Source organism: Halorubrum lipolyticum DSM 21995 (assembly GCF_000337375.1).
In the GTDB taxonomy this organism is placed as follows: Archaea; Halobacteriota; Halobacteria; order Halobacteriales; family Haloferacaceae; genus Halorubrum; species Halorubrum lipolyticum.
The window spans coordinates 172,343-185,981 of record NZ_AOJG01000030.1; the positions used below are offsets into that span (position 1 = coordinate 172,343).

Below are 13,639 nucleotides of genomic sequence, written 5' to 3' on the forward strand. Positions count from 1 at the left end.
GCCGTCGAGCGATTCGCGCGTTCGTACCGCGACTTTTCAGTGGTCTCGTCCGGTGTTCAGTTGTCTCGCCCGGTAAGCGACGGCGCCGTCGACCGCCCTATTTAAACCAACAGCACGGCTCGACCGGCGACGAAGGCGACGGCCGCGAGGAACGTCCCGTATTTAAACCGCCGTTGAGCCGCCGTCGGGTCGGCGAACGCCTCGTAACAGGCGTACAGCATGACCGCGTCGGCGACCGCGACGAGGGCGAGGTAGGCGCCGCCGAACGTCCCGGAGAGGTACGGGAACGGGCTGGCGACGACGGCGACGACGAGCGAACCGGTCGCGATCCACAGCGATCGGCGCTCGCCGATCGCGACGGGGAGGGTGCGGAGCCCCTCCTCGCGGTCGCCGACCACGTCCTCGACGTCTTTGATCACCTCGCGGGCGAACGTCGAGAGCGCCGCGAGCAGCCCGAGGACGACGACGGCCTCGGGGCGGCCGACCGCGGCGCCGCCGAACAGGAACGTCGACCCGACGAGGTACGAGACGAGGGCGTTGCCGAGCCCCGGCGTTCCTTTAAAAACCGTCGTGTAGGTCACGAGGGCGACGAGGTTGACGCCGGCGATCGCGAGGGCGAGCGCGGGGAGCGCCAGCGCGAGCGCGACGGCGGCCGCGAACCAGACGCCGGAGATCCCGAGCGCGCCCCGCGGCGAGACCGCGCCGCGGGGGATGGGGCGATCGGGTTGGTTGATCGCGTCGATCTCGCGGTCGAAGTAGTCGTTGATCGCGTTGCCGGCGGCGACCGCGAAGGCGGTGGTGGCCGCGGCGATCGCCGCCGGAACGAGCGCGTCGCCGGCGCCGGCGACGAACGCGCCGGTCGCCGTGAGGACCGCGGCGGCGACGCAGTTACCCGGGCGTGCCAGTTCGACGGCTCCGCGTGCTGTCTCGCGCACGTCGTCTCCGTCCACCGCCGCGCAGTACATAAACGGCGCGGGATCCGGCGGGAGGCCGAAGAGGCGCCCGGGCCGCCGCCGACCGCCCGCGTTCCCGGGGAGTGAGGATCCGCCGAGCGCCTAAGCCGTCGGACTCGCAAGCGACCCCATGGCCCGAGTCGCACGGGACGGGCGCCGGCTCCGCGTCGACCTCGAGGTCGACCCGAGCGACGACTGGGACTGCCCGATCGTCTCCGAGACCCCCGACGCGACCGACGTGGCCGTCAACGCGGTGGGTCACGACTGCACCGTCGACGTGCAACCGGCCGACGGCGAGGGGTTGGTGCGCGCTCGCGGCGAGGTCTCCGAGGACTGTCTCTGTCGGATCTTCCAGGGGTTCGGCTGCGTCCCGCACGTCCGGCGGGTCGAGGACGGGACGATGCTCGTGACGGCCTACGTCGACGACCGGGACACGGTCCGCGACGTGGTCGGGGCGCTCAGGGAGACGCTCGATCGCGTCCGGCTGGTCCGGCTCGCGGTCGTCGAGGGGCCGGAGGCGACCGAGCGGGTGACCTTCGACCTCTCCGCGCTCACCCCGAAACAGCGGGAGGGGCTCGAGCTCGCGGTCGTCCGCGGCTACTTCGACGGCGACCGCGACGTGAGGCTCGGCGAGCTGGCCGCCGATCTCGACATCAGCAAGTCCGCGCTCTCACAGCGGCTCAGAGCCGCACAAGCGAAGATAGTCACCGACGCGTTCGACGGGGACGGGGAGTGAGTCTCGCGGCCGGGGAGTGAGTCTCGCGGCCGGAGGCGTCGACCCCTATCGACGGCGACCGGCCAGACCGGCGGCTCAGTCCGCGTCCGCCGCCGACCCGCCGCCGATCCGGCTCATGGCCGCCTTCCCGTCGCGCTCGGCCTCGGTGAGGTAGCACTTCGGGTCGGGCGCGAACGGGTCGTCGTGGGCCGCCAGCGCGCGGAGCCGCGACCCTCCGCGGCAGATACTCTTGTACGCGCAGTCGGCGCATTTTCCGGAGAGGCGCTCTTCGCGCTCGCGCAGCGCCGTAAGCAGCGGGTTCGACTCGTCCGCCCAGATCGCGCCGAACGACCGGTCGCGGACGTTCCCGGGCGAGTACCCCTGCCAGAACTGCGTGAGGTGGACGTTGCCGACGGGGTCGACGTCGGCGACGCGCTCGCCGGTCGGGTCGCCGCCGTTGCGTTCGAGGTACTGATAAATGAGCCGCGCGCGGTCCGTCCCCATCTCGCGGTCGGCGTACTCGACGAGGTGGCCCGCGTCGGCGTAGTTGCCGACGAGCAGCGTCTCGATCTCCTCGCCCGACTCGTGGTACTCGCGAGTGAGGTCACAGAGGTCGGTGACGGCCTTCCGGGTCGCCTCCGGGCTCAGGTCCACGTCGGCGATATCGGCGCCGCGCCCGCCGTAGTCGAGGTGGTAGAAGCAGAACCGGTCGACGCCGGCGTCGACGAGCAGGTCGACGACGCCCGCGAGGTCCGCGACGTTGTGCTCGGTGATCGTGTACCGGAGCCCCGTCTTGAGCCCCACGTCGAGACACGCCTCGATCCCCCGGACCGCGGCGTCGAACGCCCCTTCCTCCCCGCGGATGCGGTCGTTGCGCTCCGGGAGGCCGTCGACCGAGACGCCGGCGTACTTGAGCCCCGCCGCCTTCAGCTCGCGGGCGCGTTCGCGGGTCAGGAGGGTCCCGTTCGTCGAGAGCACGGGTCGGACCCCGCTCTCGGCGGCGTGTGCGACCAGTTCCGGGAGGTCCTCGCGAACGAGCGGCTCGCCGCCGGAGAAGAGGAGCACCGGCACCCCGAACGCCGCGAGGTCGTCGATGAGGGCCTTCCCCTCCGCGGTCGACAGCTCGTTCGGCGCCCCCTCCCGGTCGGCCGCGGCGTAGCAGTGCTCGCAGTAGAGGTTACACCGCTTCGTGGTGTTCCAGACGACGACCGGGCGCCGCTGTACCTCGTCCGTGATCTGGGGCTTCGTCGAGCCGTCGGCCGCGTCGTACCGGAGCCCGTCGCTCTCGGCGTCGAGCCCGCAGAGGAGCTTGCTGACGGAGATCATCGCGATCCCTCCGCGTCGTCGGCGTCGGCCGCAGGCGCCCCGCCACACGAGACCGTCGGGGTCCCCTCGGTCTCCTCGTAGACGCGCGGCTCGCCGGAATCGCCCGTGGGCTCGTCTCCGTCCGCTCCGCCCTCGCCGTCCGCGAGCGACTCGGCCGAGTACCGGTGCGTCTCGTCGGCGGGACACACCCACACGTCGCGGGCGTACCACGCGAAGAGCTTGCTCGCCTCCTCGTGGGCGGCGTCGGGCGTCGGCGCCGCGACGGTGCCGACGTGGCGGAGCGGGTCCGCCTCCGCCTCCCGGACGAACACCTCGAAGCGCCGGCCGTCCGCGGAGCGCGCCCCGTTCGATCCGCCGGTTCGGTCCGTCTTCTCGACCATACCCGGCGTACGCACGACCCACCGAACCCGGTTTCGAGCGTTCCCACGGCCGCGAAACGCGCCCGAACACGTTCGGAAGGCCCACGTGTAAATCGATTATCGGTATATCAAATCGTCTCGGCGCGGGCGACCCCCTCGAACGGCGCGCACAGATCGGGCGGCGAACGAGGGTCCGTGCTACTCGGCGCCGAATCGGGCCGCGCGTTAATATCCGGCGGGCGCCTATCGAGCGGTATGCGCGAACTCGTCTTCGCCCTCGAGTACGAGCCGGGGCGCAACAGGGTGGCGGACGCCCTGGCGGACCACCCCGGTGCCCGAGTCCGGTCGCTGTCGGTGCACGCGACCGACGATCACCTCTGGCGCGTCGACCACGCGGCCGGCACCCCGGCCGCGCTCGACGCCGTCGAGGCCGCCTTCCTCGACGGCGACTACTACGCCGACTGCCTCGCCGCGGAGGAGTGCGGCGCGGCCCAGACCACCCGCGTCCTCGACCACACCGACGACACGCTGGTGTTGTACACCGACTGGGAGCCCACGCCCGTCTGCGCGTCCGTGCCGCACATCGCTCGCGACCACCTCGGCGAGAGCGTGCTGTTCGAGACGCGCCACGAGGGGCGCCACTACACCTGGCGGCTCATCCACTCCGGCGAGGGCGACGTGGGGGACTTCTTCGACGCGCTCCGGGCCGCCGTCGGCGACGCCGCCCGGACCGAACTGCTCAAGACGGCGAGCGCGTCGGGCGCCGCCGGCGGACCGGGAGGGAACGGGGGCGATATCGGGCTCTCCCCCGAGCAGGAGGCCGCGCTCAGGGCCGCCGTCGAGCACGGCTACTACGAGTCCCCGCGCGAGGTCGACGTGGGCGAACTCGCCGACCACCTCGACGTGCCGCGGTCGACGCTCACCTACCGGCTCCGCCGGGCCGAGGAGCGCCTCGCGAAGGCGCACGTCGCCGACGGCCGAGTCGTCGACGCCTCGCCGGCCCCGGAGTGAGGCGGCGGCGCTCGGCGCCGACGGATCGGCCCGACCGCGGCGGTTGGAATATTCCAACCAAGGCTTATCGAGATACGACCCCTCCTTCCGGGTAATGACAGACGGACCGAACGGACGCGGCGAGGTAGACGGGGGTGGGGCGGCCGGCGAGAGTGGGAGACGCCGGGAGCTGACCGCCGGTCTCGCGGTCCCGGAGATGGACTGCCCCTCCTGTGCCGGCAAGGTCGACAACGCGCTCGGGCGCCTCGACGGCGTGACCGACGCCGCGCTCAACCCGACCGCCGGGACCGCGACCGTGACGTACGACCCCGCCGTCGTCGACGAGGAGGACGTGATCGCGGCCATCGAGGGCGCCGGCTACGAGGTCACCGGCGGGCGGTCGAGCGGCGACGGGAACGACGGGAGCGGGGAAGGCACCGCCGGCGCCGACCCGGGGTCCGGCGGCGTCGCCGTCGCGCCCCCCGCCGAGGTCTGGACGACGCCGCGCGCGAAGAAGACGTGGCTGGGCGCGGTCCTCGTGGTCGCCGGGCTCCTGTTCGAGTTCGTCCTGACCGGGCGGAACCCCGCGGTGGCGAGCGTGCTCGGTGCCCCGCTCACGCTCGCCGACGTGCTGTTCCTCGGCGCCGTCGCGGCCAGCGGGATCCCCGTCGTCCGCGGCGGCTACTACTCGGCGCGCAACCGGAGCCTCGACATCGACCTCCTGATGGGGACCGCGATCCTCGCGGCGACGGGGATCGGCTACTTCGTCGAGGCGGCCACGCTGGCGGTGCTTTTCAGCATCGCCGAGCTGTTAGAGGACTACGCGATGGACCGCGCCCGCGACTCGCTGCGCGAGCTGATGGAGCTGTCGCCGGACGAGGCCACGGTCAAGCGCGACGGGGGAGAGGTGACCGTCCCGGCCGACGACGTGGCGGTCGGCGAGACCGTGGTCGTCCGGCCGGGCGAGAAGGTGCCGCTCGACGGGACGGTCGTCGAGGGCGAGAGCGCGGTCGACGAGTCGCCGATCACCGGCGAGAGCGTCCCCGTCGACAAGGCCCCGGGCGACGAGGCGTTCGCGGGCGCGATCAACGAGGAGGGGTACCTCGAGATCGAGGTGACCTCGACCGCGGGCGACTCGACGCTCGCGCGGATCATCGAGCTGGTGCAGGGCGCGCAGGCCGAGAAGACCGAGACCGAGCGGTTCGTCGACCGCTTCGCGGGGTACTACACGCCGGTCGTGGTCGTGCTGGCGATTCTGACGGCCGCGGTCCCGCCGCTGGTCATCGCGGAGCCGGTGACGGTCGACCTGGCCGGCTACCCGTTCGTCTTCGCCGCGGACTGGGGGACGTGGTTCGTCCGCGGGCTCACGCTGCTGGTGATCGCGTGTCCCTGCGCGTTCGTCATCTCGACGCCCGTCTCGGTCGTCTCCGGCATCACGAGCGCGGCGAGGAACGGCGTCCTGATCAAGGGAGGCAACCACCTCGAGGCGATGGGCGACGTCGACGCCGTCGCGCTCGACAAGACCGGGACGCTCACCAAGGGCGAGCTCGCGGTCACCGATCTGCTCCCGCTGGGCGACGCCGACCAGGCGACGCTACTGCGCCGGGCCGCGGCGCTGGAACGGCGGAGCGAGCACCCGATCGCCGCGGCGATCCTCGACCGCGCCGACCGTGACGACGCGGGGGACTTCGCGGAGCCGACCGGGTTCGAGAGTCTGACCGGGAAGGGGATCCGCGCCGACATCGACGGCGAGACCTACTACGCCGGGAAGCCCGCCCTGTTTGAGGAGCTCGGGTTCGACCTCTCGCGGGCGCGGGCGGAGACCGACGGCGGGGTCGTCGCTGAAGGCGACGAGTCCGGCTCCGCGGCCGACGCAGGCGGTTCCGGCGCGTTCCCCGACGGAGCCCTCGCCGCGCTGGAGCGCGAGGGGAAGACGGTGGTGCTCGTGGGAACGGCGACGGAGCTGACCGGGGCCGTCGCCGTCGCCGACGAGGTCCGCCGCGACTCGAGGCGGGCGGTCGAGCGCCTCCGGGAGCTCGGCGTGAGACGCGTCGTGATGCTGACCGGCGACAACGAGGGCACCGCGCGGGCGATCGCCGAACAGGTCGGCGTCGACGAGTACCGCGCCGACCTCCTGCCCGAGGAGAAGGTGGACGCGGTCGAGTCGCTGCAGGCCGAGTACGGCGAGGTGGCGATGGTCGGCGACGGGATCAACGACGCGCCCGCCCTGGCGACCGCGGAGGTCGGCGTCGCGATGGGCGCGGCGGGGACGGACACCGCGTTGGAGACCGCCGACATCGCGCTGATGGGCGACGACGTGGCGAAGCTCCCGTACCTGTACGCGCTCTCGCACACCGCCAACGGCGTCATCCGCCAGAACGTCTGGGCGAGCCTCGGCGTGAAGTTCCTGCTCGCGCTCGGCGTGCCGCTGGGGCTCGTGAGCGTCGCGATGGCGGTCGTCGTCGGCGACATGGGGATGAGCCTCGGCGTCACCGGCAACGCGATGCGGCTCTCCGGCATCGAGCCCGAGTCGTTCGAGTAGGCGAGCGGATCGAGCCCGCCGCCCGCAACGTTCGAACAAACATGAACAATTATTAAGGATGCGCTCGACGGGGGAGACGTGCCACCCGTAGTACACGGCTGACCCAGGCTCGGAATCGGAGACGGCGATCGGTCCCGAGGGTCCGAGCACGCGCGAGACGAGCATCGAGACGGGAAGTACCGAGACCGAAACGGCGGCGTCGACCGACGACGCGCCGACCGACGGCGAGGGGAGCGACGACCTGCCGACCGCGGCGGAGGCGGTCGCGCGCTCGGCGGCGACGTTCGACCCGACGGACGCGGGACGGATTCCGAACGGAACCGGCCGATGGAACGCGTACGCGGGGTCGTGTCACGGCGGCGAGTGACCGGCCTCGTCCCGATTTTTCGAGCGGCGCGACCGACCCGGCCCTTTTAGGCGACGAACCGACTACGAGCCACCGGCCGATGACGATGCACCGCTCCGAGCTGCCTCGGCACCAGCGATGACGAGCCCTATGAGTGCCGAGGCCAGCGGTTTTTAACGCTAGAGTCGACTCTGAGGGAATCTGGTTATGGTCTCGGTAGACATAGCCCCCGGTCAGATTCTCGCCGATTAGGCGGACACGGATTTAAGAACGTTGCCGAGTAATCCTCCGATATGGCCGCCGAAATCTCCGATCGGGTACGAGAACTCGCTGAAGCCCGCGGCCTTCCGGAGTCCGAAGTATTCGAACAGGCACTGGAACGCGGTCTCGAAGACCTGTGGGAGGATCTCGTTCTCGCTCGGTACCTCGACGGCGAACTCGCCCGCGAGAAAGCAATCGAACGTGTCGGTCGGACGAAAGTCGAGCGAGCGGAGCGAGAGCGTGAGGTCGTCGAGGGAGACGTGGACTGGGGTCTGAACGCGTGACGCTTGCGGCTGTCTCGGACGCAGGACCGCTCATTCACCTCGCCGAAATCGATTCGCTCGAACTGCTCGCGACGTTTGACACACTCCTCGTCCCAGAGACGGTTTACAAGGAGGTCGACGCCGGTGGTGTTCCGGACGGGTTGCCCGGTCTCTCCTACGAACTCGTCGAAGCCGACGAAAGCCGAGTCAAAACTGAAGAACTGGACGCCGGAGAACGCGCCGCGATCGCGGTCGCTGAAGAGCGAGGAGCCGTTCTCTTGACCGACGACCTCGCTGCCCGAGATACAGCATCCGACACGGGCGTCGAAGTACGCGGTTCTATCGGCATCATCGCGCTCGGCTACGGCCGTGGACTGCTCGACAGACACGAAGCGGCATCGCGTATGCGAGCACTCCAGCGTGAGACGAGCCTCTTCGTGACCGAGGCAGTTGTGGAGCGCGGCATCGATATGCTGGACGATCAGTAACGGAGCGAACGAATGTATAGACGCTGTAAACACATTCACTATGGATAGATGGTAGTCGTGAGTGCCGAGGCCGCACCTTCGCGTGCTCTCACCGAACGACTGACCGCAAGGTCTGCCGTTCGACCTCCCCAGTGGCCGGTGTGATCGCCGTGCTGCCCGTCTCTCGGCTTCGAGCCGTTCGCAGGGTTTCCCGTCCGGTTTCGTACTGCTGGCGGTCGACGAACTCGACCCGGACGGCCACGTCTCGGCCGGTGGTCTCCGATATCCGCTCTCCCAAGTCCGCGGCGAGCGTCGGGTGCGACTGGTCCGCCGGACGCCCGACGACGACCGCGACACCGGGGGGTTCCGATCCGGGGACGAAGAGGAAGTCCGTCCGCGTTCGAACCAGCTCCAACTCCTCGTACGCCTCCTCGTCGAGGACCTCGTTGACCGCCCCGTTGGCATCGTTCTCGAAGGAGGCCTGCAGGGCGAACGTGGCTCCGGTGAGGACGACGACGGCGACGAGCGCGACGACTATCGCGGTCCGCCGAACGGCGGAGAAGTCTGTGTCTCCCGTCGATCGGTAGCCGAACGCCCGAAGGGTCAGGTAGCCCGCCGCGTTGATCGCGACGAGGTTGGCGACGAGCAGGACCAGCGCGCCGATCGCGACGCTCGGCGCGTTCCAGGCGATACCGATCCCGACGGTCGCCGCCGCCGGGATGAGCGCCGCCGCGATCATGACGCCCACGATCGACACCGGGAGGGCCGTCGCCAAGCCCACGGCCCCCGCGCTCCCCGCGACGAAGCCGACCGCCAGCGTGAGTATCCCCGGCGAGGTCCGTTCGCCGACCTCCGCGATGGTCTCCAAGTGCACGACGGGAGAGACGGAGCCGATAGACTGCAGCGCCACGCCGAACGCCGCGCTCCCGACAATGGCGAGCGAGAGGCTCAACAGCTGCGCGCGCAGGCCGCGTTCGAGCATGGACCAGTCGCGCATGACCGCCCCCACGCTCGCCGTGAGCGCCGAGCCGACTTGCGGGGCGATGACCATCGCGCCGACGACGAGCGCCGCCGAGTCGAGCAGGAGACCCGAGACGGCGACGAGCGCGCTGATGACCGTCATGACGTAGTACGCCGCCGGATCGGGGTGTAGGGAGAGCGCCTTGGAGCGCAGCTCGGCCGGCGAGATGCTGTCTCCCTCCTCGGTCCCGGTGATGAACCGGTCCTCGAGCGCGTCGAAGCGCTCCGTCCGGGCCGACTCGGCGCTGACCGTGACGAAATAGCGCCCCGTGACGCCGGTTTCGTCGAGTCGGTCTCGGACGTGCTCGACCGCCTGGTCCGGGAGCGGGAACTCGACGAGTAGCTCGTCTGCTGTCCCGGTCTCGGCCCCGATGTCGGCCGTTCCGGTTTCGCTGTCGGCCGTTCCGGTTTCGCTGTCGACCGTTCCGGTTTCGCTGTCGACCGTTCCGGTTTCGCTGTCGACCGTTCCGGTTTCGCTGTCGACCGTTCCGGTTCCGGCGTCGACCCGTTCGAAGCGGACGTGATCGATCTCCTCGTCGTCGAGCACCGACACCACCGCGTTCAGGTCGGCCTCGTCCACGAGGACTTTCACCAGTCGCATGCACGGTTCCGGTGACGGAGGCCGATATGTATGGACCACGTAATCGCTCGGGGGAACCGACCGCTCGTCCGCTCACTCGTCGGGGCGCTCGTCGGCGTCGACGTCGACGCTGTCCGTCAAAACGGCGTTCAGGACCGCCCCGATAAGCAGCGTCAAACCGCCGACGTACAGCCACGTCAACAGCAACAGGACGCCGCCCGCGACGCCGTACAGTCTGACGCTCTCGGAAGTCGAGACGTACAGTCGGAGGCCGACGGCGCAGAGCGCCCAGGCCACCGCGGCGAGCGCCGCGCCCGGAAACGCCTGCGGAAGCGTGGTTTCCGGGTCGGAAAACCGAGAGTACATCGGTAGGAACCCGCCGAAGAGCACGACGCACAGCAACGGGGCACTGATCAGCCGAAGCGCCGAAACGTCCGTGAGGACCGTCAGCGCGACCGCGAGCAGCGAGACGGCGGGGACGACGAGGATGATCGTCGCGAAGACGAGCAGGCTGTCCAGGACGGTCCCGAGCAGCGAGTGCTCGTGACGCACGTTGTGGATCGTCTGAAACGACACGTTGATCGCCTGCACCAGGCGTAGCGAACTCCACAAGAGGATCAACCCCGCGATGACGGCCGCTCGCCGTCGGTCGGCGTCGTCGCCGACGATCGAGTCTAACAGACCGAGGAACGCTCGGACGTCGATCCCGGCGACGGCCCCGACGAGTTCGACTGCGGGACCGAGCCGGTCGGTGGCCGAGAGTCCGATGAACAGGAACAACAGCAGCGGGACGAGCGAGTTGAACAGGTAGAACGCGACGCCCGAAGCGACGATGCCGATGTCGTTTTCGCGTGCGAGCGCGATGACCGCGGCCGCGAGGTCGCGGAACGACCCGCGTGAGGCGTCCGCGTCGCCGTCCGATCCCGACCGCGTCATGCGCGGACGGGAACGCCGGGGTCACCCATCGGGACCGCTCAGAGGACGATCGAGATCACGGCCAACACCAGGAAGATGATGACGAACCACTTCGCGACGGTCATCGAGATCCCGGCGACCCCGCGCGCACCGACGACCGCCGCGATGATCGCGATCACGAAGAAGATCACCGCCCACTGAAGGAAATCGCCGGAGAACTGTAGCGGAGCCGACTGTCCGAACAGGGATATCAACTGGTGATCGACCGCCGTTGCGATTGTGGCGTCCATACGAGTACTGGCAGCGACGCGCCGTTAGTTATGAAGCGTCAAAGCCGATAACACGGGCGTAACTGTCGTCGCCCGGATGGGCGTGTTCCCGTTCGACGCGGACGCGATCTCGAATTGATATAGCGGATAACAATACATTCACGTCGTTTCGGATGATCCAGGCCGCGGCGCGAACGACGCGTTCAGAGGGTTCTCGTACGACGCTAGCGCAGTTCGACGGACGATCGCCGGTGGAAGTCGGGAACCGGTCGCTGCGAACCCCCGTCCGCAAACTCGCGCGCTCACAGGGCGGCGTCGATAGCGGCGTTCGCGCGGTCGATCCCCGCGAGCGCTTTCGAGTCGATCGCCGCGACCGCGCCGTCGGTGTATCCCGCCCGGTCGTCGGTCACGAACGCGTCCCTGACCTCCCACAGCGACGAGATCGACGCGGAGAGCCGGTCGTCGGCCGCCCGCTCCGCGCCGCTCTCCGCGGCGTCGACCGCGCCGGCCGCCGCCTCTCGGGCGCGGGCGATCCCGTCGAGGACCGGGTCGATCGTGTCCCGCTCTCGCTCTCGGTCCCGCTCCTCGTCCGTACCGTTCTCGGGAACGTCCGCGGCATCGTCGTCGTCGTCGTCCGAGCGGAGCGCCGACGCGAGCGCGTACAGCTCGTCGAGTTCGCCGCGGAGCGTCCGCGCGAGCGCGGCCTTTCCGGTTCGGATCCCCTCGCGAACGGCCTCGCCGTTCTCGTCGAAGGAGTCCGGCGTCACTCGGTACGCCCCGCGTTTCCCCTCGCGGTCGACCACCTCGACCGTGTATCGGCCATCGCGGTGGACCGCGACCGCGAACCGGTCCGTCTCGACCGGCTCGCCGTCGTAGACGACGCCGGCGTAGTCCTCGACGACCCGGACGCGCTCGACCCCGTCCGTCTCGCGCGCGTCGCCGCGGATCCAGCCGGCGTCCTCGACGGCGACGGCCGCGAGTTCCCCGTCGCCGACTCGGACGAGCCCCCCGTCGTGGGTGAACCGGGCCGCGATCGGGGCGAGACCCGGGCCGTTGGCGACGAGGTGGTGCGGGCCGGGCTCGACCCGGAGGTACTCGAAGACCCCGCCGCGGGTGACCGTCGCGGTCGGGTCCTCGCTCGCGAGCCGGACCGCAAGCTCCGTCGAGAGCGGGACCAGCGACACGCTGGCGACGTCCGCAACGGCGTCGGCGGCCCCGCTCGCGACCCCGTCGAGCGCGCCCGCGGTTCCGGCCCGGAGCTGTCGCAGGCGGCCGACGACGCGGTCCGCGAGCCCGTCGGGCTCCGCCCCGTCGATCCGGCGCCGGTGCGCGGGGTCGGTGACGTCCGAGAGGGGGTCCGCGAACCGCTCCTGTTCCCACGGGATCCCGACCGACGTGATGTGGCTCGCGAGCGCGTCCTCGACGAACCCGGGGATCGCGAACTCGAAGCTCAACTGCGGGCCGACGAAGTCGTCGATCTCGTCGCGAAGCGGCGCGAGCGGTTCGAGCGCGTAGGTCGCGTCCGCGTCGACGGCGCTGTCCGGATGGGCGATCACGAGCCCGGGCTCGCGCAGGGGAACCGCCTCGGGCGGGGCCGGGAGGCCGCGCCACGACCCGACGGTCACCCGCTCGTCGATCAGGTCCGTCCGCTCGATCGACAGCGACGGGTGCTCGTGGAGGGGCACGCCGTCGAGCTCCGGGAGGACGAACGGGAGCCGCGCCCCCTCGTCCCGGGGGAGCCCGTAGGCGAACGGCGCTCGGACCGCGGCCGAGACGTCGATGGCGTCGTTGGTCACGTCGGAGACGAGGTCGTCGATCGGGAGCCGCTCGAAGCTGGGCACGAGCCCGTTGACCTCGCTGGCGCTGGAGTGCGACCCGACCTCGGCGAGGATTCCGGGACGCGATCCCTCCGGGATCTCCGGGTCGAGGAACTCGTTGTTCGGGCTGGCGCGGGAGTGCGCGCTGGCCGAGAGCAGCAGCGGGTCGCCGCTCTCGCGGTCGACGAACACCTGTAACAGCTCCCAGTCGTGCCAGTGGAAGTTGACGGTGAACTGGTCGAACGCCGAGTAGAGCCAGTACTGCACCGCGTCGACGCCGGGCGCCGCCTCGACGACGTTGTAGAACACGGTGGGCGCGGGCGGCGAGCCGGCCTCGCGGAACGCCGCCGAGTACTCGTCGAGCGCGGTGAACCCGTCGACGACGGGACCGTTGTCGGTCTCGACGACGTACGGCCGCGGATCGGTCGGGTACCACTTCTCCAACGCGCCGAAGTACAGGTCGGGCGCGTACCGGTCGACCACCGCCGGGACCTCGTCGGGCGCGTCCGCGGGCGCCTCCTCCTCCCCAAGGTCGCTCGCGTCGTCGTCGTCCGGATCGCTCTCGTTCCCGATGTCCGGAGCGGGGTCCGGCCGCGAGACGTACCACGCGCCGGCGAGGCCGGTTCCCGCGAGGGCGGCGGCCCCCGCGTACCCGAGGGCGCGACGCCGATCGGGACTCTCCGGGGACCCGTCGCTGGGCGGGCGCTCGGCGCTCGGCTCCCCGTTCGTCGCTTCCGTTCGACCGTCGCGTTCGGTCATCTGATCCCGTGATCTGAGGCGCCGCGATATGTTAACCGTTACCAATCCACGAGGAGC

12 protein-coding genes are annotated in these 13,639 nt (G+C 70.4%); 5 read left to right on the forward strand and 7 right to left on the reverse strand.

The genetic code is table 11. The features are described 5' to 3' along the window. Window positions 1-101: 101 nt before the first annotated feature. The gene (locus tag C469_RS11295; RefSeq protein WP_008006707.1) at window positions 102-965 is read right to left on the reverse strand and encodes a geranylgeranylglycerol-phosphate geranylgeranyltransferase; all 864 of its coding nucleotides are present in this window, start codon (window positions 963-965) and stop codon (window positions 102-104) included. 118 nt (window positions 966-1,083) lie between these two features. On the opposite strand from C469_RS11295, the gene C469_RS11300 reads away from it, so the two are divergent. Beyond that, window positions 1,084-1,689 (forward strand): helix-turn-helix domain-containing protein, encoded by a 606-nt coding sequence (locus C469_RS11300; protein ID WP_008006709.1) that lies wholly within the window; start codon window positions 1,084-1,086, stop codon window positions 1,687-1,689. Between the two features lie 75 nt (window positions 1,690-1,764). Here C469_RS11300 and C469_RS11305 read toward each other — a convergent pair whose 3' ends face one another. Both C469_RS11305 and C469_RS11310 read right to left on the reverse strand, forming a co-directional pair. Beyond that, window positions 1,765-2,994, reverse strand: a complete 1,230-nt coding sequence (locus C469_RS11305; RefSeq protein ID WP_008006710.1) for a TIGR04347 family pseudo-SAM/SPASM protein — start codon at window positions 2,992-2,994, stop codon at window positions 1,765-1,767. Next, entirely contained in the window at window positions 2,991-3,374 is a 384-nt protein-coding gene (locus tag C469_RS11310; protein ID WP_008006712.1) for an Htur_1727 family rSAM-partnered candidate RiPP, read from the reverse strand. The genes C469_RS11305 and C469_RS11310 overlap by 4 nt, the downstream gene beginning before the upstream one ends. A 234-nt stretch (window positions 3,375-3,608) precedes the next feature. On the opposite strand from C469_RS11310, the gene C469_RS11315 reads away from it, so the two are divergent. The 4 genes from C469_RS11315 (at window position 3,609) to C469_RS11330 (ending at window position 8,243) form a co-directional block, all read left to right on the forward strand. After that, on the forward strand, window positions 3,609-4,364 hold the full coding sequence (locus C469_RS11315) for a helix-turn-helix domain-containing protein (RefSeq protein WP_008006714.1): 756 nt from the start codon (window positions 3,609-3,611) through the stop codon (window positions 4,362-4,364). Window positions 4,365-4,458: 94 nt separating this feature from the next. Beyond that, on the forward strand, window positions 4,459-6,885 hold the full coding sequence (locus C469_RS11320) for a heavy metal translocating P-type ATPase (protein WP_008006715.1): 2,427 nt from the start codon (window positions 4,459-4,461) through the stop codon (window positions 6,883-6,885). Between the two features lie 639 nt (window positions 6,886-7,524). Next, window positions 7,525-7,776 carry a hypothetical protein gene (locus C469_RS11325; protein WP_008006717.1) on the forward strand — a complete coding sequence of 84 codons (252 nt, stop codon included), beginning with the start codon at window positions 7,525-7,527 and terminating at the stop codon, window positions 7,774-7,776. Further along, complete coding sequence (locus C469_RS11330; RefSeq protein ID WP_008006720.1) at window positions 7,773-8,243, forward strand: hypothetical protein; 471 nt, start codon at window positions 7,773-7,775, stop codon at window positions 8,241-8,243. Before C469_RS11325 ends, C469_RS11330 begins: the two co-directional genes overlap by 4 nt. A gap of 88 nt (window positions 8,244-8,331) precedes the next feature. Here C469_RS11330 and C469_RS11335 read toward each other — a convergent pair whose 3' ends face one another. From C469_RS11335 to C469_RS11350, 4 genes are all read right to left on the reverse strand, one after another. After that, on the reverse strand, window positions 8,332-9,843 hold the full coding sequence (locus C469_RS11335) for a DUF389 domain-containing protein (RefSeq protein WP_008006722.1): 1,512 nt from the start codon (window positions 9,841-9,843) through the stop codon (window positions 8,332-8,334). Window positions 9,844-9,915: 72 nt separating this feature from the next. Further along, window positions 9,916-10,758 (reverse strand): YihY/virulence factor BrkB family protein, encoded by an 843-nt coding sequence (locus tag C469_RS11340; RefSeq protein ID WP_008006724.1) that lies wholly within the window; start codon window positions 10,756-10,758, stop codon window positions 9,916-9,918. Window positions 10,759-10,796: 38 nt separating this feature from the next. Next, entirely contained in the window at window positions 10,797-11,027 is a 231-nt protein-coding gene (locus C469_RS11345) for a DUF1328 domain-containing protein (protein ID WP_008006726.1), read from the reverse strand. A gap of 281 nt (window positions 11,028-11,308) precedes the next feature. Continuing rightward, window positions 11,309-13,582 (reverse strand): hypothetical protein, encoded by a 2,274-nt coding sequence (locus C469_RS11350; protein ID WP_008006727.1) that lies wholly within the window; start codon window positions 13,580-13,582, stop codon window positions 11,309-11,311. Window positions 13,583-13,639: the final 57 nt, after the last annotated feature.

Coding starts and splice junctions, on each gene's coding strand:
- C469_RS11295 (WP_008006707.1), bottom strand. CDS start 965: ATGTACTGCGCGGCGGTGGACGGAGACGACGTGCGCGAGACAGCACGC.
- C469_RS11300 (WP_008006709.1), top strand. CDS start 1,084: ATGGCCCGAGTCGCACGGGACGGGCGCCGGCTCCGCGTCGACCTCGAG.
- C469_RS11305 (WP_008006710.1), bottom strand. CDS start 2,994: ATGATCTCCGTCAGCAAGCTCCTCTGCGGGCTCGACGCCGAGAGCGAC.
- C469_RS11310 (WP_008006712.1), bottom strand. CDS start 3,374: ATGGTCGAGAAGACGGACCGAACCGGCGGATCGAACGGGGCGCGCTCC.
- C469_RS11315 (WP_008006714.1), top strand. CDS start 3,609: ATGCGCGAACTCGTCTTCGCCCTCGAGTACGAGCCGGGGCGCAACAGG.
- C469_RS11320 (WP_008006715.1), top strand. CDS start 4,459: ATGACAGACGGACCGAACGGACGCGGCGAGGTAGACGGGGGTGGGGCG.
- C469_RS11325 (WP_008006717.1), top strand. CDS start 7,525: ATGGCCGCCGAAATCTCCGATCGGGTACGAGAACTCGCTGAAGCCCGC.
- C469_RS11335 (WP_008006722.1), bottom strand. CDS start 9,843: ATGCGACTGGTGAAAGTCCTCGTGGACGAGGCCGACCTGAACGCGGTG.
- C469_RS11340 (WP_008006724.1), bottom strand. CDS start 10,758: ATGACGCGGTCGGGATCGGACGGCGACGCGGACGCCTCACGCGGGTCG.
- C469_RS11345 (WP_008006726.1), bottom strand. CDS start 11,027: ATGGACGCCACAATCGCAACGGCGGTCGATCACCAGTTGATATCCCTG.
- C469_RS11350 (WP_008006727.1), bottom strand. CDS start 13,582: ATGACCGAACGCGACGGTCGAACGGAAGCGACGAACGGGGAGCCGAGC.